We start from the raw sequence: 25,244 nt of genomic DNA, 5'->3' as shown, positions 1-25,244 counted from the left end.
CACCCGGCAGGAAAAGGCGATGTCCGACATGGCGCTGTGCTATCAAAGTAGGCGCTCCGCCGCAGCCGTGTTGCCGCCCGTGGGATCTGGTTGCGCTGTCGTCACGCCCTCACCGCCGGCCGCCGTATGCGCCCCGACGCCGCCCGGCTGCCCACGGCGCAACAAGAAGCCTCCCAGCACACTCGCCAGCGCCGCAAAGATCGCCCCGAAAAGAAACGCGATGTGATAACCGCTATTGAGCGCCGCGGCGCTTCCAAGCGTCTGCATCGCGTCGGTGCGCGCCGCAGCGAGACTTGCAAGCACCGCGAGCCCGAGTGCACCACCCATCATGAAGGACGTATTGACGATACCGGAAGCGAGGCCCGAATCGCTTGGATCGACATCGCTCATGGCCGCCAACAGCACGGGATTGAATGCGATGCCCGCGCCGATACCGAGCAGGGTCATGCCGGGCAGCACATCGAATATAAAGTTGCCGCTCACCGGCGCTCTTGCGAAAAGCACCAGACCACAAGCCGCGAGGAGAAGGCCAACGGCAATCGGAAGTCGCAGACCGTAACGCATCACCACGCGAGCCGACAAGCCTAGCGAAAAGAACCCCATGATCAGATTAGCCGGCAAAAATGCGAGACCGACCTGCAATGGCCGGTAGCCGAGTACGCGCTGTAAATACAACGCCGAAATGAAGAACCAGGCGAACATCGCCGCCGCCCAAAGCACGCCGACCACATTGGCGGTGGCGACATTGCGCATGCGAAAGAGACCGAGCGGCATCAACGGATGCGGCGCGCGTGCTTCGATCGTTAGAAACACACCCCACAGCACCACTGCCGCCAACAGCAGGCCCAGCGTCTGCGCCGAGGTCCAGCCCGCTTCATTCCCATTGACGACCGCGTACACGGCGAGCATCAGCGAAGCCGTCACCGTCACCGCGCCGGCCACGTCGAGCCGTTCGCCATGTGCATGACCTGGCGCTGACGGCAAGAGGGCCACGCATAGTGCATAGACGGCAATGCCGATGGGCAAGTTGACGAGAAAGATCCAATGCCAGCTCAGCAAATTGGTCAGCAAACCGCCGAGCAACACGCCGATGCTGCCGCCCCCCGCGCAAACGAAGCCGTAGACGCCCATCGCTTTGGCTCGCTCGCCGGCCTCGGTGAACAGGTTCATGATCAGCGACAGCGAAACAGCGGACACGACTGCGCCACCCAGACCCTGTACGGCACGCGCGCATACGAGAACGATTTGTGAATTCGCCATGCCGCACGCGAGCGACGCCAGTGTGAACAGCGTGATGCCGCCGAGGAACAGTTTGCGGTGTCCGTAAAGGTCGCCCAGACGCCCGCCAAGCAGCAGGCAGCCGCCGAACGTAAGCATGTAGGCGTTGACCACCCACACCAGCGAGGTTTCCGTAAAGCCAAGGTCCGCGGCGATCGACGGCAATGCCACGTTCACGATCGTCGTGTCGAGAACGATCATTAGTACGCCAAGGCACAGCACCATCAGCGCGAGCCAGCGTTTGTTGCCGTGGATGGCATGAGTCATGGCGGTCCTCAATGAGTCTTCCTCAAACGGGCGCAGGAACGCGCCGACGTGCCTGCCGCCCGGCGGAAAATCGGAACTCCTCAGTCGGCAACCCGATGATGGTAATGCCTTCGGCATGCAGCGGCGCGAGCAACCTGCAAACGTAGGCTCACTAGCGACAGGCTGATTGTGCGCTCACATCGGCAAAGCGAGCTGAGGCAATCGCTGGTTCTGGGTAGTAGCCGATTTGGGCGATCAGCGCAGCAAATTACGCGCTCAGCGGACGCCCCGAGCCCCCGCTCAAACGCAAGTTCCGCACCGCACACGAATCCGAACGTTGACTTGTATCAATCGCGACACGAATGTAGGATACTCTACATGAAAGCACTGTCGACATGGTCCTTGCTGGTCTTGACGCTTCCAACCGAGAACGCGACAGCCCGCATGCGTTTTTATCGGGCCCTCAAAGCAAAAGGCTGCGCGGTCTTGCGCGACGGCATCTATCTGTTGCCGTACAGCGAGGCGCACGAGCACATGCTGCGGGAACTCGCCGGTGCCATTGCCGAAAGCGGCGGTACCGCGCACCTCCTGCGCGCGCCGAGCCTCGATGCGTCGCAGGAAGACGAATTCCGAACGCTGTTCGATCGGGAAAGTGACTATGACGCTTTCATTCGCTCACTGGCCGAGGCCCGCAAGACGATCGCCGGGCAGTCGGCCGCCGAATTGACCCGGCTGCTGAAGCGCCTGCGCAAGGATTACGAGGCCATCCAGGCAATCGATTACTTCCCGGACGATGCCGCCACGCGCGCAGAGGTGGCTTGGCAGGACTTCATCGCGCTCGTCGATACGGTGCTCTCGCCCGGCGAGCCGCATCCTGCCGAACGCACCATCCGTCTGCTATCGCGCGACGAGTATCAGGGCCGCAAGTGGGCCACCCGCCAACGAATGTGGGTCGATCGCGTGGCCAGCGCTTGGCTCATCCGGCGTTTCATCGATTCCGATGCGCAATTCCTGTGGCTGGCGTCGCCCGATGCATGCCCGGCCGATGCACTGGGTTTCGACTTCGACGGCGCCGCTTTTACCCATGTGGATGAGCGGGTGACCTTCGAGGTGCTGCTCGCAAGCTTTGGCCTCGATAGCGATCTGGCACTGCTGCGGCTTGGCGAGATCGTGCATGCGCTCGACGTGGGCGGGCCGGCCGCGCCCGAGGCGGTCGGCTTCGAAGCCGTGATGGCCGGCACGCGACGGCGCGTCGATAACGATGATGAATTGCTGGCGCAGATGAGTCCGGTATTGGACGCGCTCTATACGCATTTCGCCGCAAGTGCAACGGAAGAGACGGGGAGACGCTCTTGAGCATGGTGACCTCAGCAGCACACGCTTCTTACTCATTGAGTCAACTCGTCCGGTACATGTTGCGTCTTGGCACATTCGGCTTTGGCGGGCCGGTCGCGCTCGCCGGTTACATGCAGCGTGATCTCGTCGAACAGCGAGGATGGATTTCCGAGTCGGACTACAAGGAAGGGCTCGCACTCGCGCAACTCGCACCGGGCCCGCTCGCGGCGCAACTGGCTATATACCTGGGCTATGTTCATTATCGGATTGTCGGCGCCACCCTCGTGGGTTTCGCCTTTGTCCTCCCCTCGTTTCTGATGGTGGTCGCGCTTGGCTGGGCCTATGCGCACTTCGGCGGTCTTTCATGGATGCAGGCAGTCTTCTACGGTGTCGGCGCGGCGGTGGTCGGCATCATCGCCATGAGCGCGTACAAGCTCACGATCAAAACGGTCCGCACAGACAAGCTGCTATGGGCGATCTATCTGACGCTTGCAGTAGTCACGTTCGTAACGGAATCCGAGATTGCTTGGCTGTTCATCGCCGGCGGCCTGATTGGATGGCTGTGGCGCGCGCCGCCGAAATGGCTGCGTAAGGGGGGCATCAACGCCATTGCCGCCGCGAATCTGCCGGCGGCGAGCGGGATCGTTTCAGGTATCGATTGGCCGCTGCTCACGCAGATCGGGGCCTTTTTCATGAAGGCCGGCGCGTTCGTGTTCGGATCCGGGCTTGCAATCGTGCCGTTCCTATACGGCGGCGTCGTGACCGAGCACCACTGGCTCAACGACAAGCAGTTCGTCGATGCGGTCGCTGTTGCGATGATCACGCCCGGACCGGTCGTCATCACGGTCGGCTTCATCGGCTACCTCGTAGCGGGTTTTCCGGGGGCGCTCGTCGCGGCGCTCGGCACTTTCCTGCCGTGCTACCTCTTTACCGTGATTCCCGCACCTTACTTCAAGAAGTACGGTCGCCTGCCGGGCGTCAAGGCGTTCGTCGATGGCATTACCGCTGCCGCAGTTGGCGCGATTACCGGTTCGGTGATCGTGATCGCCAAGCGTTCGATCATCGATGTGCCGACCCTGGTCATCGGCCTCGTGACGATCGCCCTGCTCTGGCGCTTCAAGAAACTTCAGGAACCGGTCATCGTCACCGCGGCCGCGCTCCTGGGCTTGGTGGTTTATCCGCTTGTCCATTCGCACACGATCTGAGGAAGTATTCATGAACCCCGAAACGAAACAGATCGATCGGCCTTTTGCGCAACTTCGATGAGTGATGAACACGCGTGAGTCAGTGGGCGCCGGCTCGTTGGCCAAGCGACTTTGGCGCTGGGCGTTACCGCCAGGCGTCGACAGGACGGCACGACTGCTCCTGATCAGCCGCGGCCTGCGCGGATTCTGCGACGGCTTCGTGGCCGTCTTGCTACCGGCCTATCTGCTCGCGCTTGGGCTCGGGAAAATGGACGTCGGGCTGATCGGCACGACGACGCTGGTTGGCTCGGCGGTAGCGACGATCGCGGTCGGTGCGCTCGCTCATCGTCTTTCGGCGCGCCGGATGTTCATCTTCGCGGCCGCATTGATGGTTGCGACCGGCCTCGGATTTGGCGGATTGACGTCGCTCTGGCCGCTCCTCGTCGTAGCGTTCATCGGCACGCTCAATCCAAGCTCGGGGGATGTCAGCCTCTTCCTGCCGCTCGAACAATCACGTCTCGCCGAAGCGGCGACCGGCAATCAGCGAACAGCCGTGTTTGCCCGCTACAGCTTGATCGGTGCCGTGTCGGCGGCAATCGGCTCGCTCGCAGCAGGCGTGCCCGCATGGGTAACGGCACATACCCAAGTCTCGGAATTGCCGGCCATGCGCATCATGTTTCTGCTGTACGCGGTGACGGGCGTTGTCATCTGGCACATCTATCGTCGCTTGCCGCCCCCGACTGCTGCGCAAACCGAGCGCAGGCGCGCGCCGCTCCTCGAATCCCGGCGTGTCGTTACACGCCTTGCGCTGCTGTTCAGCGTCGACGCGTTTGCCGGCGGGTTGCTCGTCAATTCACTGCTCACGCTCTGGCTGATGCAACGGTTCGGCGTGTCCGTCGGCGGGGCCGGTCAGTTCTTCTTCTGGGCCGGGCTCCTCAGCGCGGCGTCTCAACTCGTGGCCGCGCCCCTCGCCAGCAGGATCGGACTGCTCAATACAATGGTGTTCACGCACATCCCGTCGAGCCTGTGCCTGATCGCTGCCGCTTTCACGTCTTCGCTGCCGGTGACTTTGGCACTGCTACTCATGCGTAGCGCTTTGTCGCAGATGGATGTGCCCACACGTACCGCGTACGTCATGGCGGTCGTGACGCCGCCGGAGCGGCCCGCTGCCGCGAGCTTCACCTCGGTGCCGCGTAGCCTCGCGGCATCGCTCGGACCGTCGCTGGCAGGCGGTCTTATCGCGATGGGCTGGCTCGGTGCGCCGCTCGTGGCCTGCGGCGCGCTCAAGATTGCCTACGATCTTTCTCTGCTTCTCGCCTTCCGGCACGTCAAACTGGAAAGCTGAGTCGAACTATCATGAATCACCTTCGAAACCGGCGCGTGCTTCTGCCGTTGTTCCTTGCCCTATGCGTAATACTGAGCGGCGCCGGTCTGTTCATTACGAACATCTCGGTCGGCGCGGATGCCCTCTCATTGGGCGATCTGCCACTCACGCACGTAGCGGACGTGCCACTACCCGGCCGCACCACTCGCCTCGATTACGAAAGCTATGACCCCGATCGCCACTTGCTTTTTGTCGCGCACCTCGGCGATAGCGAAGTGATCGTCTTCGACACCGGTTCATCGAGTATCGTTGGCCGCATCGCCGGCGTCTCATCGGTACACGGCGTGCTCGCCGTTCCCGAACTGTCTCGCGTCTACGCTTCCGCCACCGGAACGGACGAGGTCGTGGCAATCGACGAAACGACGCTCAAGATCGTCGCGCGCATGCCGGGCGGCCGCTACCCGGACGGCATGGCCTACGCTCCCGAGTCGCATAAGCTATACGTTTCGGACGAAACGGGAGAGACGGAGACGGTCATTGACGTGCGGAGCAATCAGCGAATAGCAACCATTGCACTCGGCGGCGAAGTCGGCAATACGCAGTACGACCCTCTATCGCGCCACGTCTTCGTCAACGTGCAGACGCGCAACGAGCTCGTCGAAATCGATCCCGCGCTCGATCGCGTCGTTGGCCGTTTTGCCTTGCCGGGCGCAAGGCACAATCACGGGCTACTGATCGATCCGGACGATCATGTCGCGTTTATCGCTTGCGAGGGAAATGACAAATTGCTGGTGCTCGATATGGGCTCGAAGCGCGTCGTCCGATCGTTCGGACTGGGGAGCGGCCCGGACGTGCTGGCGTTCGATACCGCATCAAAGACGCTATATGTGGCGGGAGAAGCCGGCATCGTTTCGATGTTCAGCATGAAAAGTGGCGATGCCCGAAAAATTGGTGAAGGCCGCATCGGACCGAATGCACATATCGTCGCGGTGGATGCGCGCACGCACCGATCTTATTTCCCCCTCAGGAACGTCGGCGGGCAACCGGTATTGCGCGTCATGGAGGCACGCTGAGCGATGACTCGTCGGTGCAGGCCATCACAACCTCATGGAAGTGCTTTCGACCCAACATAAAGCGTGTCGTTGAAGAAGCGCTTCGTCACTGCAGCCCCGGCAGCCACAACCTTGTAGCCGCGGAATAAAGCTCGCATCGCCTTCGTTTAGGTTCGCATGTGATTGATGCGATCCCGCAACAGCGCAGAGGTAATCGCGCAGCAGATGGTGGCGGGAGGGGTGCGCACGTGCTCTTGCATGCAACAAGAAACATGGATGCGAGACATGTGGCAGGAGCAAGAGCATGTCAAGAGCTGCGATGATTCCTCGGTCGCATCGACATCTTCTTCGCTATGGCTGGATACTGGCGATCGCAACGCTGTGCCTCGTTCAGTCGTCCACGGCGTGGGCTCTTCCTGTGTTCGCGCGGCAAACGGGACAGAGCTGCGTGGCATGCCATGCAGGCGGACAGTTTCCGGAGCTCACCCCCTACGGGCGGATGTTCAAACTCAACGGCTACACACTCGGCGAACGGACCGTGCCGATCGCTGTCATGGGAACGCTCGACCTGAGTAGCACCAGGCGCAATCACGATGCCAACGGCAATGTCATTTCGCCGAAGGACAGCCTGCCGATATTCGATGCGGCCAGCATCTTTTTTGCCGGGAAGATAACCGACAAGATTGGTGCGTTCACTCAATTCACCTATACGAACTACGATCATCAAGACAGCAATGGCCGGTGGGTAGGCCACTGGCACTCGGACAACATGGATTTCCGCTATGTCGACAGAATCATCGGGGACACCAACGACCTGATTCTTGGGGCGACACTGAACAACAATCCGACTGTACAAGACCCCTGGAATAGCACGCCGGCATGGGGCTATCCGTATGTCTCTTCGCCGACGAGCAAGGTGGGTATGCCCCAATTCCTGCCGATCATCGAAGGAGCTTTGGGCCAACAGGTTGTCGGCGCGGGTGGCTACGTCTATTGGAACCGGACAATTTATGCCGAACTTTCGCTCTATAGCACGGCCGACGGCATCTGGTCGTTCATGAGCAAGGGCGACAAACCCGGAGACCTCGAGCATCCGCAGATCTACCTGCGTGGGCAGAACCCCTACTGGCGCCTCGCTCTGACTCATGAGTGGGGGCCGCATAACGTCATGGTGGGAACGTTCGGGATGAGCGTCAATATCTATCCCAACAGCGCCAGCGCTTTTCCGATATTCACACAAGGCGTGACGCGCTATCGCGATATCGGCTTTGACGCACAGTATCAGTACCTGCTCGAGCCCAATACCGTCACCGCGCAGATCCGCTACATCCGCGAGAACATCAGCGACCCAAATAATTTGGTCTTTGGAGATAGCAAGTCAGCCAATCTGAATTCCCTCAGGGTGAAGCTTTCCTACATCTACCAGGCGAAATACGGGGTGAGCTTTTCATTCTTCAATGTTACCGGCAGTCGCGACAGCACCGCGTATTCGGGTAGCGCGAGCTTTTCGCCCGCGACGCAAGGGTGGACGCCGGAGATATTCTGGGTTCCGGTGCAAAACATCCGGATCGGCTTGCAATACACGCACTTCACCAAATACCTGGGTGCACGTACCAACTACGACGGTCAGGGACGCAACGCCAGCGACAACGACACGCTACTTCTTTACGTCTGGGCAGCATATTGGTGAAGGCCACTTACTGATTCCTCGAGCGTAAGGCCGCATCTCTCCGCTTCTTTCAGTCACCGGCGATTACCGGAAACGTCGTGGAGGGAAGCCAATCTTTTCCTCCGCGTCATCAAACACGCCGCATGGAGACCCGTGAAATGAAGCAAACGCCGCGATTGATCGTTATTGTCACGCTGCTGGGCGAGACTGGTTGCCACAATCTCGAACGATCCCGATCGGTCGACGATCCGGCTGTTGCCGGAAGAACGATCGCGCTGCAGGTCTGTTCGAACTGCCATGGCGTCAATGGAGTCTCGGTCTCGCCTATGTTTCCGAAGCTGGCAGCCCAGCCACGGGAGTACCTGGTCGCGCAACTGACGGACTTCAGGGCTCATCGACGCGCTGATCCGAATGCACAAAAATTCATGTGGGGCTTCAGGCACCTGAGCGAGGCGCAAATCGAGCAGCTCGCCACGTATTTTTCGAGCCGTCCTCCTCCCCGCGCTACGTTGGGCAATTCTCCGGTCGTCGACGTCGGCCGCGCCATTTATATGACGGGCATACCGAACAGAAGCGTCGCGGCTTGCAGTGCCTGTCATGGCGCAAACGGCGAGGGATTGGGCGAGACGCCACGACTCGCCGGCCAACATGCGGACTACATCGTGAAGCAGCTCATGGTCTTTCGTCACAGCGGTCAAAGGCCCCGCGGCGATCCCATGAAGCCGGTGTCCGATAACATGTCTGCGGAGGATATGCGCTCGGTCGCCGCCTTCTTGCAGGCTCTCCCAGCCCCCAGTGCGTCGACCGACGGCCACAGCACCGCGCGTCTATCCCCCTGAACCCGCGCAGCCATCTCTGAGCTGCCCCCGGCTTCTCAGCAACTGCGCGCCTGCTGCTGGTGTGCGAGCAGAAGCTCAACCGTTATCAAGCCTCGCCAGCACTTCCGCGACGATGCGATTGCAATGCTCGCCACCGAACGAGAATACGTCGCGCTCGGCGAGATCGATTTCCTGCGCTAGCAATTCGCGCAAAATGCTCCTTGCTCGGAAATGACGCGAGCGCACGGTAGCCTCTGGTATGCCCAAACACTGTGCCGTCTCCTCCACGCTCAACTCCTCGACACACCGCAAGACGAAGACGACCCGGAACGCCTCCGGTAACGCATCGAGCTTGCGCTCGAGCAACGCGCGCAGCTCAGTGCGCATGAGCGCCTGATCCGGCGATGGGCTCTTAGCTGCGTCCATGGTATCCCGCTCGAAATCAGTCATGACGGACGTACTAACCATCGGGGCGATGTTGTGACGCCGAGCGCCCCGACGCTGACGCGCGAAACATTCATTGAGCACGAGACGCGAGAGCCAAGTCGCGAGCGATGCCTCGCCACGAAATTGCGCAATGGCACGGAACGCCGCGACGTAGGCATCTTGGAGCGCATCCTCCGCTTCGGCGTCGTCACGCAACGTGGCTCGCGCAAGCCGGTACAGACGCCGATTGTAGCGACGCATCAGATGCTCGAACGCCGCACGATCCCCCGCCGCGATGAGCTTGGCAAGTGCAACATCCCCAACGTCCGACAGGTTGACGTCGGTCGATCGCCGGTCAGTCGTTGCCTGCATCATCGCTTCCCTTTGACAATGAGTGTCGCTTCCATGGTTGGGTGAAGCGTGCAGACGTAGGTATAGCGGCCGGGCTTACGCGCGACGTACGTCCACGACGCCTGTGGCGCGATCTCGTGCGAATCGAACGCATGCGTAGCCGTAGCCGTGTGCGCCACCAGATCCTTGTTCACCCAGACAATCTTATCGCCCCGCTCCACCGTCAAGCTATCCGGGTTGAAGCGCATCCCCTCGATGATGACGGTGTGCGTCGTTGTGGCGGCAGCGGCGCAGCCCATTCCGGCGACCGCGGCAACAAAGACGGTCCGGCACGCCATGCGCCGCCATGAGGATGATCGCATTGGATCAATCGGCTTTCTTGCCACGATCAGCACCCAGTTTCGACTCGAGTCCACGAGCGTGTTCGAGGTGTGCAACGATGACCGGGCGCGCCTTGACGAGCAATCCCTTCAATTCCTCGTTCTTTGCCGAAGGAATCAGCGTCTTGTCGATCGCATCCAGCACCTGCTGGTGATAGGCAACCTCGTGCTCAACGTAGGCCTTGTCAAAGTCACGGCCTTTGAGCGTCTTGAGCGTGGCCAAGTTGTCGTCACCGCCCTTCCTCAACGCCTCGCTCGTTGGGTTTTCCTCAGGCTTGAGATTCAGCTTGTTCGCGAGAGCGGCGGCTGACTTGTTGAGATTCGTATGGTCCGTAATCATCAGTTGTGCGAACTCTTTGACCTGCTTCGCGTGAGCCTTGCTTTGTGCGAGCTTCCCGGCATCGATGTCGACCTGATTCGCCGTGACGACGATCGCGGCAATCTGCGGATCGGTCACCTGCGCGTCCTGGGCGTACGCCACTAGCGGCAACGTCGAAAGCAATGCCACCAGCCCCAGTCTGTTTAACAAGGACATAAGTTTTCTCCTGTTCGAGTTCAACGGCCGCACTCGTCAGTTGACGATGGGCGGATCTGAGGCGATAGATGTCACGACCGATCGCGGCGTTCCGCCGCGACGACCCCGAGAACCGTTTTTTCGAAGCATGCGGGTGCGCGCACCGATGGAAGCCGGACCACACGCCGACCTGCCGGGATCACCGCTATGTCATTAGCGGCGCGTTCATTGACTAGTGGGCATGCGTTGTGCAAGAGCGTTGGCCTGGACGTGCTCAGTGCGGCGCGCAGCCCCGGGCAGTTCCCATCAGCGATTCGTCCACCGGCGAATGGATTATCTTGGGGCGGAACGTTATCTATTACGAAATTGGTATCAGAGAGTCAGCGCGCGGTCGCGCGGCCGGTTGGGCGGAATAAACGCGACATTCCACGCGTTTCTCTGTAGTAGAGCGCATAAGAGAGCAGGACAACACTGGAGCGTCCCGCTGAAGCGGTTATACCGCGCCCGGCGCATGCTCCTGCAGGTGACATTATGTGCAACACAGTTCGACTCGGCTCTGCGCTACTTACCGGCCTCGTGTGCGCCGCCACCGTGATCGCTCAGACTTATGAAGGACAGCCGATCGACACTTTCATGTGCCGCGACGTGTCAGGCCAGGCGGAAATAGACGGCGTCATGCAGCCGTACACCGGGCGAGCTTGCCAGCAGCCTGACGGCACCTGGGTATTCGTGAACAGCGACGGCCAGTCTTGGCTGATGCCGGACTACGCGTCCGCCGACTACGCGTACCATTATGGGCCGGACTATTACGGGCCCTGGTACTTTGGGCCGCCGGTGTTGTTCGGTGGATCAGTCGTCTTCTTCGATTTTCACCGCCACCACCATCACCATCGTTTCGATCACGACTTCGACCACGACTTCGATCACGATCGCTTCGGCCACCATTTCGACCATGACTTCGACCGTGATCGGTTCGGCCCCCAATTCGACCACGCCTTTGACCGTGATCGATTCGACCACCGTCGCAATCACATCGCAGCCATGCCGTCCAGCGTGCCGCCTCCTCGGCGGGCGCATAACGTAGCCGTGCCGCCTGCCGCCGCTGAAGCGCGGCACGTGGTGGTGGTGCCGCCAAGCGTCCGCGCTCAAGCGCCGCACGTGGCAGTGATGCGTCCGAGCGCCCCTATTCAAACGCCGCATATGGCCGTGGTCCGGCCAAGTCCCCCCGTTCAAGCGCCGCACATGGCAGTGATGCGGCCGAGCGTCCCTGTTCAAGCGCCGCGTATGGCAGTGATGCGGCCGACTGTTCCCGCGCAAGCGGGGCATATGGGGACCGGCGGATTTGGCGGGGTCGGCGAAGGCGGACATGTCTCGGGTGGGGCAGGCGGTCACTCCATGGGAAGAGGCGTTGGCGGTGCCATGCACGGGCACTGATCCATGCGGCCTGCATAAGGGCATCGATCCAAATCAGAAACGCGTGAAAGCGCCTATGCTCAGGCTCGCTCGTACCAGTCTTTCGACTGCTTGACGATGCGTACAACCAGCAGCATGACCGGCACTTCAATCAGCACGCCCACGACGGTTGCCAACGCCGCGCCAGAATCGAAGCCAAACAGGCTGATTGCCGCTGCAACCGCCAGTTCGAAGAAGTTCGATGCGCCGATGAGTGCCGACGGACATGCGACGTTGTGCTTTTCGCCGACCGCGCGATTAAGCCAGTAAGCGAGCGCCGAGTTGAAGAACACCTGAATTAAGATCGGCACCGCGAGCAATGCGATCACCACCGGTTGCTTGAGGATCGCTTCACCCTGGAAGGCAAACAGCAGCACGAGCGTCGCCAACAGTGCGGCGATGGACCACGGGCCGATCTTCGCCATTGCAACGTCGAACGCCACCTGCCCCTTCGACAGCAGCCGCTTGCGCCATATCTGCGCGAGGATGACAGGGATGACGATGTAGAGCACCACCGACGTAAGCAGCGTCGCCCACGGCACCGTGATCGCGGAAATGCCAAGTAGCAGTCCGACCAGCGGCGCGAATGCGACCACCATGATGCTGTCGTTGAGCGCGACCTGCGAAAGCGTGAACAGTGGATCGCCGCCCGTTAGGCGGCTCCATACGAATACCATCGCTGTGCATGGCGCAGCGGCCAACAGGATGAGGCCGGCGATGTAGCTGTCGAGCTGTGCAGCGGGCAGCATCGGCGCGAACGCGTGCTTGATGAACAGCCAGCCAAGAAATGCCATCGAGAATGGCTTGACGAGCCAGTTGACGAAGAGCGTGACGCCGATGCCTTTCACATGCTGACGGACTTCGTGCAACGCACCGAAGTCGACCTTGACGAGCATCGGGATGATCATCACCCAGATCAAGAGCCCGACGGGGAGATTGACCTTTGCGTATTCGATCCGGGCGATCTGTTCGAACACTAGGGGCAGCGCCTGCCCGAATGCAATGCCCGCGACGATGCATAACGCCACCCAGACGCTCAAGTAGCGCTCGAAAAAGCTGATGGCAGGCTTCGCGACGACTTTTCGCGGTGGGGCAAAGTTGGACGTGTTCATTGGAGCGGTATTGGTGTTGTCGACGTTGACGGCGCCTGAATTCCCGAGGGAGGCTTCGATCGTACGATCAGCTGCGAGAGATCTCTGTCAGCGCCCTCTGAAGCTCAGCGTTGTCGTAGCTACCAAGCGGAAGCGCCAGCAATTGAAGCATCCGATAGCCGATCGCCTGGCGCGTGAGTTCGAACGCGAGTCGCTTGCCGTCCTCGCCGCCCAATGCGTTCGACGGATCGGCGTAGCCCCAATGAACTTTCACCGGACTGCCAGGCCAGTGCGGGCATGCCTCCGACGCCGCGCTATCGCAGACGGTGATGACGATCCGCATTTCCGGCGCGTCGTCGCCGACGAACTCGTCCCAGCTTTTGCTGCGATACCCGCTGACATCCACGCCCGCACCCATCAACGCTTCCAGCGCGAAAGGATTGAGCCGGCCGCTCGGCGCGCTACCGGCGCTGTACGCGCGCACGTCCTTGCCGAGCTTTGCGGCCCAATGATTGAGCATTCCTTCCACCAGCACGCTACGCGCCGAGTTGTGGGTGCAGAGGATCAATACGTTAGTGCTCATGCGGATGCCCCAGGTTTGCGTCAGCAACAGGTGGATTTCACCGGCACGCCAATCGCTTTGCCGCACGTGGGCGCACAGGAAGCAGAAACCTCGGCATTCCGCTCGATCGGGGCCGCATCACGGGATTCCCCGAAGGTCGGGATCTCGCCCAGCGTTTGATACGTCTCCCAAGCAATGCCTTGCGGATCGATCGTCCAGTATTTGTCGGAGCGCGCATAGCAGCACGCCGTTCCGACTTGTGCATCGACGGGCAAGGCAGCGACATTCAGGCGCTCATGCATCTCCGCAAGCTCTGTTTCACTCTCGACCTGCACGCCGAGATGATCGAGCCCTGGGCTCGCGCCGCGCTGCGAGATCGCGAAATTGATGCGCGGGTCCTCGAGCATCCACTTAGCGTAGTCGGCCTTGACTACGTTCGGCTCGGCGGCAAACAACGCCGAATAAAAGCGAATGCTGTCCGACAGATTGGCGACGCTAACGTGAACGTGAAAGCGTTTCATGATCGACGCTCCTTGGACGTTGAACAGGAAGCTGTCGGCGAGCAGGGGTTGCCACCACAGCAGTTCTCCGTGAGGTAAGCGAGCAGGCCGTTCATCGTTGGGAAGTTTGCGCAGTAAAAGATGAAACGGCCTTCCTGGCGACTGGTCACTAGCTGCGCGTGGGCCAGCTCCTTCAAATGGAACGAGAGTGACGACGGGGGCACGTCCAGCAGCGCGGCGATCTGGCCGGCAGGCAAGCCCTGCGGTCCCGCCTGCACCAAAGCGCGGAAAACGGCGAGCCGGGATTCGTGGGCGAGTGCCGCAAGTGCGACAACGGTTTGGTTCGCTTCCATGTTTCCATAATAGTCGAAGTATCAAATAAAGCAAGCTAACATCTTGCGCAGCGAAAACGCGCAACGTTTCGCAACGCGCAATGCCGAGAGTCGATGCAGTTGGACACGGAGATGCACCGCATTGCACGAGTTCAGACATCGATTGATGCTATCGTGCCTTGATGACGGAGGTTGTTATGCGAGCCACAATCGTTTTGGACGATGATTTGATCTCTCGCGCCCAGGACTACACCGGGTTGAGCGAGAACTCCGCCCTTGTGCGCGAAGCCTTGAAAGCGCTTATCGAGCGCGAAGCCGCGCGCAGGCTCGCTGCCTTGGGTGGCAGTCAACCGGGCATCACCGCAGAGAGAGCGCGAGAAAAGGCACCTGCAATGTCATGGATACGGCAATGACGATCGCGCTTGCCAACACGCAACGCAGCATCACGTTCGCACGCCCTGGGTTAGCGCGGATCTCGTCGCAGAGAAAGCAAGCCAATCGCCGCAAGCTCGGGGGGAGATAGTCGGTCAACGCCATGGCCATCCTCATCGTGTCGGTGCTGCCGCGTCGCCGCGCTTAAGGATTGCGACCGGGGAGGTGCCGAGGCGGAACAATACGGGACCGGGATTGCGCACCGCAATCTTGACAGGGAAGCGTTGCGACACATGCACCCAGTTGATCGTGCGCTGCACACTTGCGAGTCCCTCGTGCACCACTCCACCGTCATCTGGCAGCACGCCGTAGCTGATCGAATCGACCACGCCTGTGAAGCGCTTGGCAGAATCGCTCATCAGGTACACCATGGACGGCCAGCCTGCATGCACATTCTTCGGTTCCGTTTCCTGAAAGTTGGCGATGACGTACCAATGCCGTGTATCGATCAAGGTAAAAACAGGCTTTAACGAGGTCAGCGCGAGATGGACCGCGACGGTTGCGGTGACGCCGCCCACGACGCAAAACAACCAGTCTGGAAAGGCTGCGCCGAACAGCGGGATGGACGGCGCAAATGAGCAACCACTGAGTAGCAGACTGGCCGTTGACAGCGATGCCAAACTCGAGACGCTTAATGAGCTCATATTTGGTCCCGCCGAGTTCCAACGGCTCCTCAATCAGTGCCCAGCCACAGACGGCAATGACAGATGCTTTGAACAAGCGCTCTGATTTGGGCGCCGATTCGATGGCATCCATCGAGGCGCGTCGCGAATAGCACTCCATGTAGTTCCTCGAGTTGATCAAGCCGGCCGTTTTGTTGGCGTCCACGAATGCTTCTGGCGTGTGAGGCGATTTGAAGGTAAACCCAGCGCAGCCGCAATTAGACTTTGGTCGCAGGACGAGACGGCATTCCTTCCCACCGATACGAAGGTCTCACACACCCTCGTGCAAAGGCGCGCAGCGCCGCTTGCGGCCTAAAGTTGATTTCAGGAGCAACGCCTCGCAACGCTGGCGTGCTGCTCGGAATACAGGGCGTACTGACGACGAATATCATCACCGCCGCATTTGTTCCGCTATCCAGGAGGCAGTGCGCCGCGCCCGCATACAAGGCGAACCCTAGGGCGTCGGTTTGTCGCACGCATGGAGCCGTCTCGGCGAGCCAGTGCGATGAGCGCGCTTGATCATGGGCCGATCGAGACGCTCCATGCGAAAGTCAATAAGCGCGCCCGCGAGGCAGTCCTTAAGATAATGCCCGGTCAACGCCTCAAGGGTCGTGCAAGTGAGCGCCGACACTGCGTGCGGTAGACCGCAACCGTGACGCGCAAGCTCGAGGTAGAAGTCAGGCGCGGCCAGCCATGCGCGCTGAAGTCGTGGTTACGTAAGCGACCTTAGCGGCTCGCGGCGCCCTCGCGCGCGGTACCGGCTTCCGGTACGCCCCGCCTGAGTGGCAATGCGGAGCCAAGAATGTCGCGGATTCCGCCTACGCTGCCAACAAGCAGGTCGCGAGCGGTGGTCACCACCCCATTGCCGAGCGAGCTTACCGCACCGAGCGTTTCGGCGCCGACTTCTTCCGTGGCGTGCACGGCTCCGACCAGCACGTCTCGCACCACCTCGACGGCGTCGTTCGCGATGGCACCCGTGGCGCGTAGCGTGCCCGTCACCGTATCGCCCGCGAAACCGATAATGGGGCCGCTGAATTCCTCGGTCGCCGTTTCCGTCGCACCGCGCAATCCGTAGTTCCTCCCGCCTTCCGTCCTGGAATCGGCGCCGCGTTCAGACCGGGATCGTTCCCACCGAGATTCGGCGCCGCGTTCCGACTTCGATTGGTCTGCAGCGGTTTCCGATTGCGTGGTTTTCTTTTCGTCTGCCATTTGAGCCTCCTTCACGGCTGTGTCCGGTCGTGCGGCGCCATCGCGCCGTCATGCGCACGACAAACATTGCGCAAACGGTAACCGATGCGCCCTCGAAACGACCGGCGTTAGAACAAACATAGGGCAAGCTTAGGCGCGCAACCATTGTTCCTTCCTATCGCTATACGCCAGGAATCGCCATGGGCGCCCGGCCGATCCGTCCGGCGGCGATCGGTCCGACGAAGCGGGTGCCCCCTTCATGCGACAGGCTCACTCAGCTTGCGCGAGCACGGCTTTAAGATTGGCCTTTGCTGTTTTCGCTGTTCGCGCTCGGCCGCTTCCTGTTCGCCGGAAAGCCTATCACCGACGCTCCGCACAATGGCACGAAAGTCAGTCTTTTTGGCCGCGCTGGCGGTAGACGCGCTCAATCCGATTAATAGAATGAATGCCGTCGCGCCCATCGATTGCCCGCGGGGCGCTCGCGCCTGCCGGCATGGCTCGCGCCTCCTAAAGGGCAGAGGAGACCGCGATGGCTTACGCCGCATTGACCGGACAGTCACGCCCCGTGCGACGCACGGTGCCACCCGCATTCGCACCGATCTTCATCGCTTTATCGTTCGCCCTGCCGGGGCGCGTCCACGCGGCCGGCCCGTTGCCGAGCGGCGGGCAGTTCGTCGCCGGTACGGGCTCGATCAACGGCAATCTTACGTCGCTGACGATCAACCAAACGTCGAGTCGCGGCATCATCGACTGGACGAGCTTCTCGATCGGCAATGGCAATCACGTCAGCATCACGAACGGCACGGGCGCGACGCTGAACCGCGTCACGGGTGGCGATCCCTCATCGATTCTCGGCACGCTTTCGGCGACGGGCAGCGTCTACCTGATCAATCCGCAAGGCATCGTCATCGGCACGAGCGGCGTCATCTCGACCGGCGGCCGCTTCGTCGCCTCAACGCTCGATACCGATAACACCGCGTTCATGAACGGCGGTCCACTCACGTTCTCGGGCAACTCCGATGCGGAAGTCGTCAACCTTGGCAAGATCGGCTCGAGCGGCGGCGACGTAGTCCTCATCGCGAGCAAAGGCGTGACTAACGTCGGCGGCATCAGTGCACCGCAGGGTTCGGCCGAGCTGGCCGTGGGCCAGCAGGTGCTGCTGCAGGATTCGTCGAGCAGCCGCCAGGTCTTCGTGCAAGCGGGCAGCGGGGGGACCGTGCTCAATCAAGGCGCGATCTACGCCGCCCAAGTCAGCCTGCAAGCGGCGGACGGCAATGTCTTCGCGCTGACGGGCAACCACGAAGCGATCCGCGCGACGGGAACCGCCACGCGTGATGGCCACATCTGGCTCGTCGCCGAAAGCGGCTCCGTGACACTCTCCGGTCCAACCTCGGCAAAGAATGTCGATGGCAGCGGCGGCACGGTCGACACCAACGCAGGCAACATCGTCTTCCAATACACGCCGACGGTATCGGCCGGCGTCTGGAACATCACGACGCCGACCATCAAGATCGACAATTTCGCCGCGACATCACTGTCGCGCAGCTTGAACGCCGGCACGTCGGTCAACCTGGAGACGACGGGCGCTTCTGGCCAAACCGGCGACATCAACGTAGCGTCGAACATCGGCTGGAGCGGCGCAGCGTACCTCACTTTGGGCGCTTATCACACGGTGAACGTCGTCAAGGGCATGACGATCAAGAACCAGGGCAGCGGCAACCTGACGCTGCGTGCGGATGCCACCGGCATCGACAACGGCGGCAGCGTCCTCGATTACGGTACCGCCGATTGGTCGAACAGCACGGGGACCGTGAGCCTGCTCTATGACATGAATGGGACGTATGCACCCGGCAAGTTGTTGGCGAACGCCGCATGGACGCCCGCAACCGGCAGTGGATTGCAAACGCAGATCACCGGCTACCAGCTAGTCAATTCGATCGCCGATCTGGAAAACATCTCGCAGAACTTGGCCGGCAACTACGCGCTCGGCAAGAATCTCGATGACGGAGGCGCCAACTTTACGCCGATCGGCAACGCCTCGACGCCGTTTTCCGGTCAGTTCGACGGCATGTACCACACGATCGACAACATCTTGGTCATGCCGGTCTATTCGACGCCTTACGTCTCGCCGCCGCTACCGTCCGGGCTCTTCGGCGTGATCGGCAGTGCGGGCGTAGTCCGAAATCTGAACCTGACGAACAGCCGCTCGTCGCCGATCAATTACGGCTACACAACGTCGCAAGGTGGTCTGCTCGCCGGGATCAATCAAGGCCACATCGCGAACGTCTTCGTGAGCGGCTCGCTCACGGCTTCGAATTACATGGATCTCGGCGGCCTCGTGGGGCAGAACCTGGGGCTTATCGAACGCTCTGCTGCTAACGTCGCGGTCTCAGCACAGACGAGCTACCTGGGCGGGCTCGTTGGGGAGAATGACGGCACGATCACGCAATCTTATTCGACAGGCTCGGTCCAGGGTATCAGTCATCCCTCGCTGCCCGGCGGGCTCGTCGCCTACAACACGGGGACGATCAGCCAGTCATTCGTTACAGGCCCGGTCACGGGGGACTGGATGACGGCCCCTTCCCTCGGCGCACTGACCAACGTCAACCTCGGTACGGTGACGGCCGACAATTATTGGAACGTCGAAACGACAGGGCTGACGCCGACACACGGCGGCGGCGCGCCTGCGAGCAACGGCTTGACGACGGCGCAGATGAGCGATCCCGCCAGCTTCGTCGGCTGGGATTTTGGGCCGAACGGCGCTTGGGCAATGCCAGCCGGAGCGACTCACCCCGTGCTGCGATGGCAAGTCGAGCATCCGGCCGGCGAATGATCATTTTCCTGCAACGCAGACCTGCGATGGCAGCCTAAGTCACCGATCAACCGGCCACTAAGGCGCACGGGAATTCGACCACGCGGGCCGCCAACGGCGTGATCACGGCGATCAAGCTGCCCGTGCTCGATGCAGTTCTCGAGTTCATAGCGAACGACTTCTCGCGGCAAAGCCGGATCGAGCGGATTGCGCCCGGGCTTGCGCGCATGACCGGCTACCTGCGTTTCCGTTTCGGCTTCCTCTTCCTCTTGCCGCGTCAGTGACAGACGCCTCGATCTCGCCGATCTGAACCACCGGCACGAATGCGGAAGTCGGCTCGACGCCCGTCGCGTTCGAGGCGCGTCACCAGACTTTCGGCCGGCCTCCCCTCCTTCTATCGGTCGTTCAACTCATGGTCGCAAGTCGATCGGGGGCTAAGCGTTTACCCCTACAATACATTTTATTTAATTCTAGATAATCTTTCTAGGACGAGGGGTCCCCTGCAACGGATGGACCGCTGACCAGCGGCCAGCTTGCCGATCGCCAACGCTAAGGAGTGCTAATCAGCTTGCCCTCGGCTGATGGGTTGCTCTGACGAATACTCGAATTCGAAATCTCGGCAATGCCGGTCATTTCGATGGCGGACGCCGCACGCATTTTTCAACAGCAACCTAGTTCGACAAGAGGCTCAAGCATATGAAATCTCAACTCAAACCCCTCAACGCCGCGCTGACTCTCGCCTGCATTGCCATGGCCTACGGTCAAGCCGCTCTTGCCGACGTGACCGTGAAGATCGGCAGCGCCGAACCACTGACCGGCAACATTGCACACATGGGCCAGGATGCGGCCGATGGCGTCAAGCTCGCCGTCGATCAAATCAACAAGGCCGGCAATCTCGTCATCGGGGGCCAAAAGGTCGTCCTCGAAGTCGAATCGCTGGACGACCAGGCCGATCCCAAGACGGGTACCAATGTCGCGCAGAAACTCGTCGACGACGGCGTAGTGGCTGTCATCGGCCACCTGAATTCCGGCGTGTCCATCCCCGCGTCGAAAATCTACAGCGACAACGGCGTCACCCAGATCACCCCGGGCTCGACCAACCCGCAGTACACGCTGCAGGGGTACAAGACCGCCTTCCGCGTCATTGGCACGGACGCCCAGCAGGGCCCCGCGTTAGCCAAGTACGCCCAAAACCAGAAGGTCAAGACGGTCGCCATCGTCGACGACGCCACGGCGTACGGGCAGGGCCTTGCGGACCAGTTCGAGAAGACCGCCAAGGCCGAAGGCATCCAGGTGCTCTCGCGCGACGCGACCAACGACAAGGCCACTGACTTCAAGGCCATCATCACCAAGATCAAAGCCGAACGCCCCGACGCCATCATGTATGGCGGCGAGGACGCCACCGCCGGCCCCTTCGCCAAGCAGGCCATGCAGCTGGCAGTCACCGCCAAGATTCTGGCGGGCGACGGCGTCTGCACGACCAACCTGGCCAGGCTGGCCGGCAACGCCGCCGACAACGTGGTTTGCTCGGTTGCGGGCGGCGATCTGTCCGCGATGGCCGGCAGCGCTGCGTTCAGCAAGGACCTGAAGGCCGCGTACGGCCACGATCCGGTGGTCTACTCGGCGGTTGCCTACAGCGCCGTCTACGTGATCGTCGATGCCATGAAACGCTCCAACTCGATCACGCGCGCCAGTATCCTGGCCGCCATGCCCTCGACCAATCTCAACACCCTGATTGGCCATATCCGGTTCGACGAGCACGGCGACTTGAAGGACAGCTCCATCTCACTCTACAAATACGTCAAAGGCCAGCGGACGCTGCTCGCGGTCGAGAAGATGTAATCGAAGCAGAGCTGACGCGGGAGCCTGCAAGCGCCCGCGCCAAGTCGACGAGGCGCTGATCAGCGCCCAGCCTTTTCGCTGCGATTGGCACGACCAAGCTCGGCTATCAGCCGAATTCGTGCCTTTGATGCGTTCAGACCGTCATAACCTGCCGTGGTCAGGCCGAGGTTGTGGGCGCGATCAAAGGCATATTTCGTTACGGCTGGATTGACCCGGAAACCATGGGCGCAGCGTGTCGATAGCACGACAGGGACGTGCCGTGCAGCTTCGCTCAGAAGTCTCTCTGACTGCGCGGAGAAGCCCCCTGCGCCCTTGCCTGCCACGACAATACCGTCGAGTTCAGAGATATCGGGGAAGCCAACGAGTAACCCGAAGGTCTCCGTGACGATCGCAACGCGGGCGCCGAGATCGGATACATCGAGTTCCGCGTAACTCTCGTCAACGGTTCCCGATCCTGTGAGCGTGACGATATCGGCCTCTATGGAACCGCGGATCGCTGTTTCCGGTCCGAAGGGCTGAATCGCCTGCGGCCATATCTTGACGATCGAAACTGGATCGAAAATCCGTCCCGCGAAGGCAACGAGCGCACTCGCACCCTGTGGCATGGCCCGCGCCAAATTTGCAGAATCAGTCAGATTGCGCGGACCATCGGCATTGGCATTGCCACCGGGGATCGCAGCACCGGTTATAACGACAGGCCGGCCACGATCAAAAAGCAAAGTGGCGGCATAGGCCACATCTTCCATTGCGTCGGTGCCGCAGCATATGACGAAAGCTTCGCTCTCTCGATCCTGCCGCATGACATCACGAGCCCGGCAAAGTGAGGCAAAAGTCAGATCGCAGCTATCGACAGGATCGATGTCATGTCCGATCCAATCTGCTTGACCGCTCAATGCGATCAAATCCTTTGCCAATAGCCGCCTGATGGTCCCGTCAACCTGATAGCTTTCCGTGATGGTACCGCCGCAATTCAGGAGTCCGATTTTCATTAGGCTTGGCCTTTAGCGTACATATCCGCGATGGCTCCGGCGTTCTTGATACCAGTGCCTGTCAACAGGACAACCGTCTCCTCTCGCGCCCGAATCGCCCCAACCTTAGTAAGCCGATCAAATCCTGCAACCGCGGTGGCCGAAGTCAGTTCCGGCAGAAGGCCTAGTCGCGCAATCCGCCTGAGAGCTTCCACGATAGCCTCTTCTTCCACAGCGACAGTCATGCCGCCCGTCTCTCTCACAGCGTTGACCACCTGCGCCAGCCGTAGAGGATGAGCGATGGCCGTCCCCTCGGAAACTGTCTTTTGAACCTCGCGCGGAACGGGAGTCGTGACGCCCGCCTGGAAGCTCGCATCGATGGGAGAGCAGTTCAATGGCTGGCAAACGAAGAGCTTGGGCATTTTGTGAATCTGCCCCGCGCGCACCAGTTCCGAGAACGCCATATAACAGCCGAGTACATTGCTGCCGGCGCCTGCAGGCATGACGATGTTGTCCGGCGCCTGGAAGTTGAGGTCCTCCCAGATCTCGTAGCCGATCGACTTGGTCCCTTCGAGGAAAAATGGCTGCCAATTGTGGCTGGCGAAGAAGATGCTCGCGGACTGCCGGACTGCCTCATCCTCACACGCCTGTCGAGGCCCGTCGACCAGTTGTACCTCCGCCCCGTAGGCTCGCATTTGGGCGATCTTCGCGGGCGACGCGTATGCGGGAGCCAGAATCTTCACGCGCATAGCGCCTGCAGCGCCATAAGCCGCCACCGACGCTCCGCCGTTGCCTGAACTGTCCTCCAGAACGGACGTGATGCCTTGTTGCCGCAGCATCGAGAGCATCACCGTGGTGCCGCGATCCTTGAAGCTGCTTGTCGGGCTGAACCACTCCAGCTTGAAATGCGGCCGGTGGTCGTCCCATGTCTTCTGGATCAGGGGGGTGCAACCTTCCCCCATGGAGATAGGGGAGACGATCTCGACTGGAAGCGATGCGCGATAGCGCCACTGGGAGCGAAGGCGTCTGTCGATGTCATCTCGGGAAATTCCAGCCAGCGGCGAGATCAGGAGCGGTCTGCGGTCGTCCGAACACCACCGAGGCGTGTCCAAAGGATAGGTGGCGCCGCTGAGCGGCTCAACGTAGTGCGGTTTCAAGTTTTCCGACTCCTGGTTGGCGCATGCTGGATCGCTGCAAGACCAAGACGATGATGGCTGTGACGATCACCAGGGCCACGCCACGGTGACGCCGAGACCCAGGTTGGTGGCGCGGCGGTGGATCAATCGAGCGACGGTCAAGTCCTGCAAAGCCAGGCCGGTCATGTCGAAAACGCTGATATCTGTCGGGTCGCGCCGCCACTTTGCACGGCCCCCGACCAGGTCTCCCATTTCGACGGAAGGCGTGTGCGGTGCCCATTGCAGTTCACCAAGCTCGCGGGCCTGCTCCAGGTCATCGACGACGACGCGGGCTCGATCGAGGACGCCCGCGGGAAGCTCACGCTTGCCTCGCGTGTCCGCGCCGACGCAGTTCAAATGCGTCCCGGCGCGGAGCGCTGTTGCATCGAAGAGTGGGCCACTACCGGTCGTCGCGGTGATAATGAGGTCACTTTCGGCGACCGCCTCATCCGCATTCGCGGCGCACCTCAATGTGCATTGGTCCGCAAACAAAGATTCAAAGTCTGCCTGCGGCTCCCGATCCAACGAGACGTAATTCACATGCGTCAGCGAAGGCAGCGTTCTGAGCGCAAATGCGAGCTGTGCCTTCGCCTGAATGCCTGTGCCGAAGACCGTGGCCACTGCGCTGTCCTGGCGCGCCAGCAGGGAAAGCCCCAGGGCGCCAGCCGCGGCCGTGCGCGCCGTGGTGATGGCGTTGCCGTCGATCACGCACATGGGCCGGCCGGTGGCCGGATCGAACAGCAGCACGGTGGCCTGATGCGCTTCGCCGCCGAGTGTCCGGTTCATTGGCCAGAAGCCGGCCGCCTTGAACCCCAGCAGATCCTGGCTACCGACGTCGCCGGACTTGATACCGAAGATGCCGCCTGTGGCCAGCTTTTCGCGCACTACCGGAAACACGCGGCCCGCGCGCTGTCCGTGCAGTTCGAAAGCCTCGCGCACCGCCGCGATCACGTCGTCCGGTATGAGCAATTGCTCGACGACATGCTTGTCGACGAGAAGGAGCGTCGCATCACTTGGCATCGCTGTACACCGTTGCGCGAGAGACGCCCAGATGGACGGCAATGGTGTCCATTGCGCGACGAACCTCGAGCAGGCCGGCCGCCTTGAGTTCCTTCAGGAGCGAGCGACGTTCCTCTGGCTTGAGCGAGCGGGGTGTCGACGCCATGCGTGCGGCGAACTCGTCGATACGGGTGCGAATGAGGTCGGCGTTAGCGGGATCCAGCGATTCACTGGCAGGCGTGGTGCCCTCGACCGCCATGAACCGGCTCAGCATGTTCTGAAATCCGCGGAACAGCGTGAGGTCGACGTTCAAGCACAGCGCGGCGATATAGTCGCCCTTCGAGTCCTTTATGCCGATGGAAGTGCTCTTCACCTGGCGGCCATCGGAGAACTGGTTCGGATAATTGGCGATGATCTGCTCGTAGGCAGGGTCCATGATCCGCGCAAGCCCGAGTTCGGTCGCAGGCTGTCCGACTTCTCGACCTGACAGATTATTGTGGATCGCAAGCACCGCGTGCTCCGGATCCAGGAGGTCATGGACCACGACCTCGGTAAATGGGGCAAAGGTCTTTGCCAGCCCTTCAGCGACCTGTTTGAGCTGCCCCAGCAGTAGCTGCTGTTCGGGAGTCTTCTTCGGCATGTTGGGTCCAGG

At 61.1% G+C, this 25,244-nt stretch carries 23 protein-coding genes and 2 pseudogenes; 9 read left to right on the top strand and 16 right to left on the bottom strand.

From position 1 onward, the window contains the following. Positions 1-42 precede the first annotated feature (42 nt). Complete coding sequence (locus AB4Y31_RS04800; RefSeq protein WP_368672922.1) at positions 43-1,545, bottom strand: DHA2 family efflux MFS transporter permease subunit; 1,503 nt, start codon at positions 1,543-1,545, stop codon at positions 43-45. Between the two features lie 357 nt (positions 1,546-1,902). Here AB4Y31_RS04800 and AB4Y31_RS04795 point away from each other — a divergent pair, with 357 nt between their 5' ends. The 6 genes from AB4Y31_RS04795 to AB4Y31_RS04770 all read left to right on the top strand — a co-directional run bounded on the left by AB4Y31_RS04795 (position 1,903) and on the right by AB4Y31_RS04770 (position 8,927). After that, on the top strand, positions 1,903-2,880 hold the full coding sequence (locus AB4Y31_RS04795) for a chromate resistance protein ChrB domain-containing protein (RefSeq protein WP_368672921.1): 978 nt from the start codon (positions 1,903-1,905) through the stop codon (positions 2,878-2,880). Positions 2,881-2,882: 2 nt separating this feature from the next. After that, complete coding sequence (locus tag AB4Y31_RS04790) at positions 2,883-4,064, top strand: chromate transporter (RefSeq protein ID WP_368672920.1); 1,182 nt, start codon at positions 2,883-2,885, stop codon at positions 4,062-4,064. A 64-nt stretch (positions 4,065-4,128) separates the two neighbouring features. Beyond that, complete coding sequence (locus tag AB4Y31_RS04785) at positions 4,129-5,388, top strand: MFS transporter (RefSeq protein WP_368672919.1); 1,260 nt, start codon at positions 4,129-4,131, stop codon at positions 5,386-5,388. An 11-nt stretch (positions 5,389-5,399) separates the two neighbouring features. Beyond that, positions 5,400-6,440 (top strand): YncE family protein, encoded by a 1,041-nt coding sequence (locus AB4Y31_RS04780; RefSeq protein WP_368672918.1) that lies wholly within the window; start codon positions 5,400-5,402, stop codon positions 6,438-6,440. Between the two features lie 283 nt (positions 6,441-6,723). Further along, positions 6,724-8,109 carry a cytochrome C gene (locus AB4Y31_RS04775; RefSeq protein WP_368672917.1) on the top strand — a complete coding sequence of 462 codons (1,386 nt, stop codon included), beginning with the start codon at positions 6,724-6,726 and terminating at the stop codon, positions 8,107-8,109. Positions 8,110-8,246: 137 nt separating this feature from the next. Next, on the top strand, positions 8,247-8,927 hold the full coding sequence (locus tag AB4Y31_RS04770) for a cytochrome c (protein WP_368672916.1): 681 nt from the start codon (positions 8,247-8,249) through the stop codon (positions 8,925-8,927). Positions 8,928-9,002: 75 nt separating this feature from the next. Here the strand turns inward: AB4Y31_RS04770 and AB4Y31_RS04765 are convergent, their stop codons facing one another. The 8 genes from AB4Y31_RS04765 to AB4Y31_RS04730 form a co-directional block, all read right to left on the bottom strand. After that, on the bottom strand, positions 9,003-9,707 hold the full coding sequence (locus AB4Y31_RS04765; RefSeq protein WP_368672915.1) for an RNA polymerase sigma factor: 705 nt from the start codon (positions 9,705-9,707) through the stop codon (positions 9,003-9,005). Beyond that, positions 9,704-10,045: a cupredoxin family copper-binding protein gene (locus AB4Y31_RS04760; protein WP_368673449.1), complete on the bottom strand. Its 342-nt coding sequence runs from the start codon at positions 10,043-10,045 to the stop codon at positions 9,704-9,706. The genes AB4Y31_RS04765 and AB4Y31_RS04760 overlap by 4 nt, the downstream gene beginning before the upstream one ends. Positions 10,046-10,049: 4 nt before the next feature. After that, a complete protein-coding gene (locus AB4Y31_RS04755) occupies positions 10,050-10,598 on the bottom strand; it encodes a DUF4142 domain-containing protein (RefSeq protein ID WP_368672914.1) in 549 nt (182 codons plus the stop codon). 828 nt (positions 10,599-11,426) lie between these two features. After that, entirely contained in the window at positions 11,427-11,609 is a 183-nt protein-coding gene (locus AB4Y31_RS04750) for a hypothetical protein (RefSeq protein WP_368672913.1), read from the bottom strand. Between the two features lie 461 nt (positions 11,610-12,070). Beyond that, positions 12,071-13,141 carry an ACR3 family arsenite efflux transporter gene (gene arsB, locus AB4Y31_RS04745; RefSeq protein WP_368672912.1) on the bottom strand — a complete coding sequence of 357 codons (1,071 nt, stop codon included), beginning with the start codon at positions 13,139-13,141 and terminating at the stop codon, positions 12,071-12,073. A gap of 67 nt (positions 13,142-13,208) precedes the next feature. Continuing rightward, positions 13,209-13,703, bottom strand: coding sequence for an arsenate reductase ArsC (locus AB4Y31_RS04740; protein WP_368672911.1), 495 nt, complete (start codon positions 13,701-13,703; stop codon positions 13,209-13,211). Positions 13,704-13,723: 20 nt separating this feature from the next. Next, positions 13,724-14,203: an ArsI/CadI family heavy metal resistance metalloenzyme gene (locus AB4Y31_RS04735; protein ID WP_368672910.1), complete on the bottom strand. Its 480-nt coding sequence runs from the start codon at positions 14,201-14,203 to the stop codon at positions 13,724-13,726. After that, positions 14,200-14,535 (bottom strand): ArsR/SmtB family transcription factor, encoded by a 336-nt coding sequence (locus AB4Y31_RS04730; RefSeq protein WP_368672909.1) that lies wholly within the window; start codon positions 14,533-14,535, stop codon positions 14,200-14,202. The genes AB4Y31_RS04735 and AB4Y31_RS04730 overlap by 4 nt, the downstream gene beginning before the upstream one ends. A gap of 176 nt (positions 14,536-14,711) precedes the next feature. On the opposite strand from AB4Y31_RS04730, the gene AB4Y31_RS04725 reads away from it, so the two are divergent. Then, on the top strand, positions 14,712-14,927 hold the full coding sequence (locus tag AB4Y31_RS04725; RefSeq protein ID WP_368672908.1) for a type II toxin-antitoxin system VapB family antitoxin: 216 nt from the start codon (positions 14,712-14,714) through the stop codon (positions 14,925-14,927). 132 nt (positions 14,928-15,059) lie between these two features. Here the strand turns inward: AB4Y31_RS04725 and AB4Y31_RS04720 are convergent. After that, positions 15,060-15,422: pseudogene (locus AB4Y31_RS04720) on the bottom strand (multidrug transporter subunit MdtN); the annotation flags it as partial. A 912-nt stretch (positions 15,423-16,334) separates the two neighbouring features. Beyond that, positions 16,335-16,817, bottom strand: a complete 483-nt coding sequence (locus AB4Y31_RS04715; protein ID WP_368672907.1) for a hypothetical protein — start codon at positions 16,815-16,817, stop codon at positions 16,335-16,337. Positions 16,818-17,325: 508 nt separating this feature from the next. Here AB4Y31_RS04715 and AB4Y31_RS04710 point away from each other — a divergent pair. Then, a complete protein-coding gene (locus tag AB4Y31_RS04710) occupies positions 17,326-19,629 on the top strand; it encodes a filamentous hemagglutinin N-terminal domain-containing protein (protein WP_368672906.1) in 2,304 nt (767 codons plus the stop codon). Positions 19,630-19,769: 140 nt separating this feature from the next. On the opposite strand, the pseudogene AB4Y31_RS04705 reads toward AB4Y31_RS04710, so the two are convergent. After that, a pseudogene (locus AB4Y31_RS04705) lies at positions 19,770-19,871 on the bottom strand (hypothetical protein); the annotation flags it as partial. 433 nt (positions 19,872-20,304) lie between these two features. Between AB4Y31_RS04705 and AB4Y31_RS04700 the strand changes: the two are divergent. Next, positions 20,305-21,450, top strand: coding sequence for a branched-chain amino acid ABC transporter substrate-binding protein (locus AB4Y31_RS04700; protein WP_368672905.1), 1,146 nt, complete (start codon positions 20,305-20,307; stop codon positions 21,448-21,450). 59 nt (positions 21,451-21,509) lie between these two features. On the opposite strand, the gene AB4Y31_RS04695 is transcribed toward AB4Y31_RS04700, so the two are convergent. The 4 genes from AB4Y31_RS04695 to AB4Y31_RS04680 form a co-directional block, all read right to left on the bottom strand. After that, positions 21,510-22,439, bottom strand: coding sequence for an asparaginase domain-containing protein (locus AB4Y31_RS04695; protein WP_368672904.1), 930 nt, complete (start codon positions 22,437-22,439; stop codon positions 21,510-21,512). After that, positions 22,439-23,575, bottom strand: a complete 1,137-nt coding sequence (locus AB4Y31_RS04690; protein WP_368672903.1) for a pyridoxal-phosphate dependent enzyme — start codon at positions 23,573-23,575, stop codon at positions 22,439-22,441. Before AB4Y31_RS04690 ends, AB4Y31_RS04695 begins: the two co-directional genes overlap by 1 nt. A gap of 66 nt (positions 23,576-23,641) precedes the next feature. Beyond that, on the bottom strand, positions 23,642-24,613 hold the full coding sequence (locus AB4Y31_RS04685; protein WP_018440886.1) for an ornithine cyclodeaminase family protein: 972 nt from the start codon (positions 24,611-24,613) through the stop codon (positions 23,642-23,644). Further along, positions 24,603-25,232: a transcriptional regulator gene (locus AB4Y31_RS04680; protein ID WP_020566201.1), complete on the bottom strand. Its 630-nt coding sequence runs from the start codon at positions 25,230-25,232 to the stop codon at positions 24,603-24,605. The genes AB4Y31_RS04685 and AB4Y31_RS04680 overlap by 11 nt, the downstream gene beginning before the upstream one ends. Between the last annotated feature and the right edge of the window lie 12 nt (positions 25,233-25,244).

Origin of the sequence: Trinickia sp. EG282A, assembly GCF_040965455.1 — a bacterium.
GTDB lineage: Bacteria > Pseudomonadota > Gammaproteobacteria > Burkholderiales > Burkholderiaceae > Trinickia > Trinickia symbiotica.
This window is presented reverse-complemented; position numbering and strand designations above follow the sequence as displayed.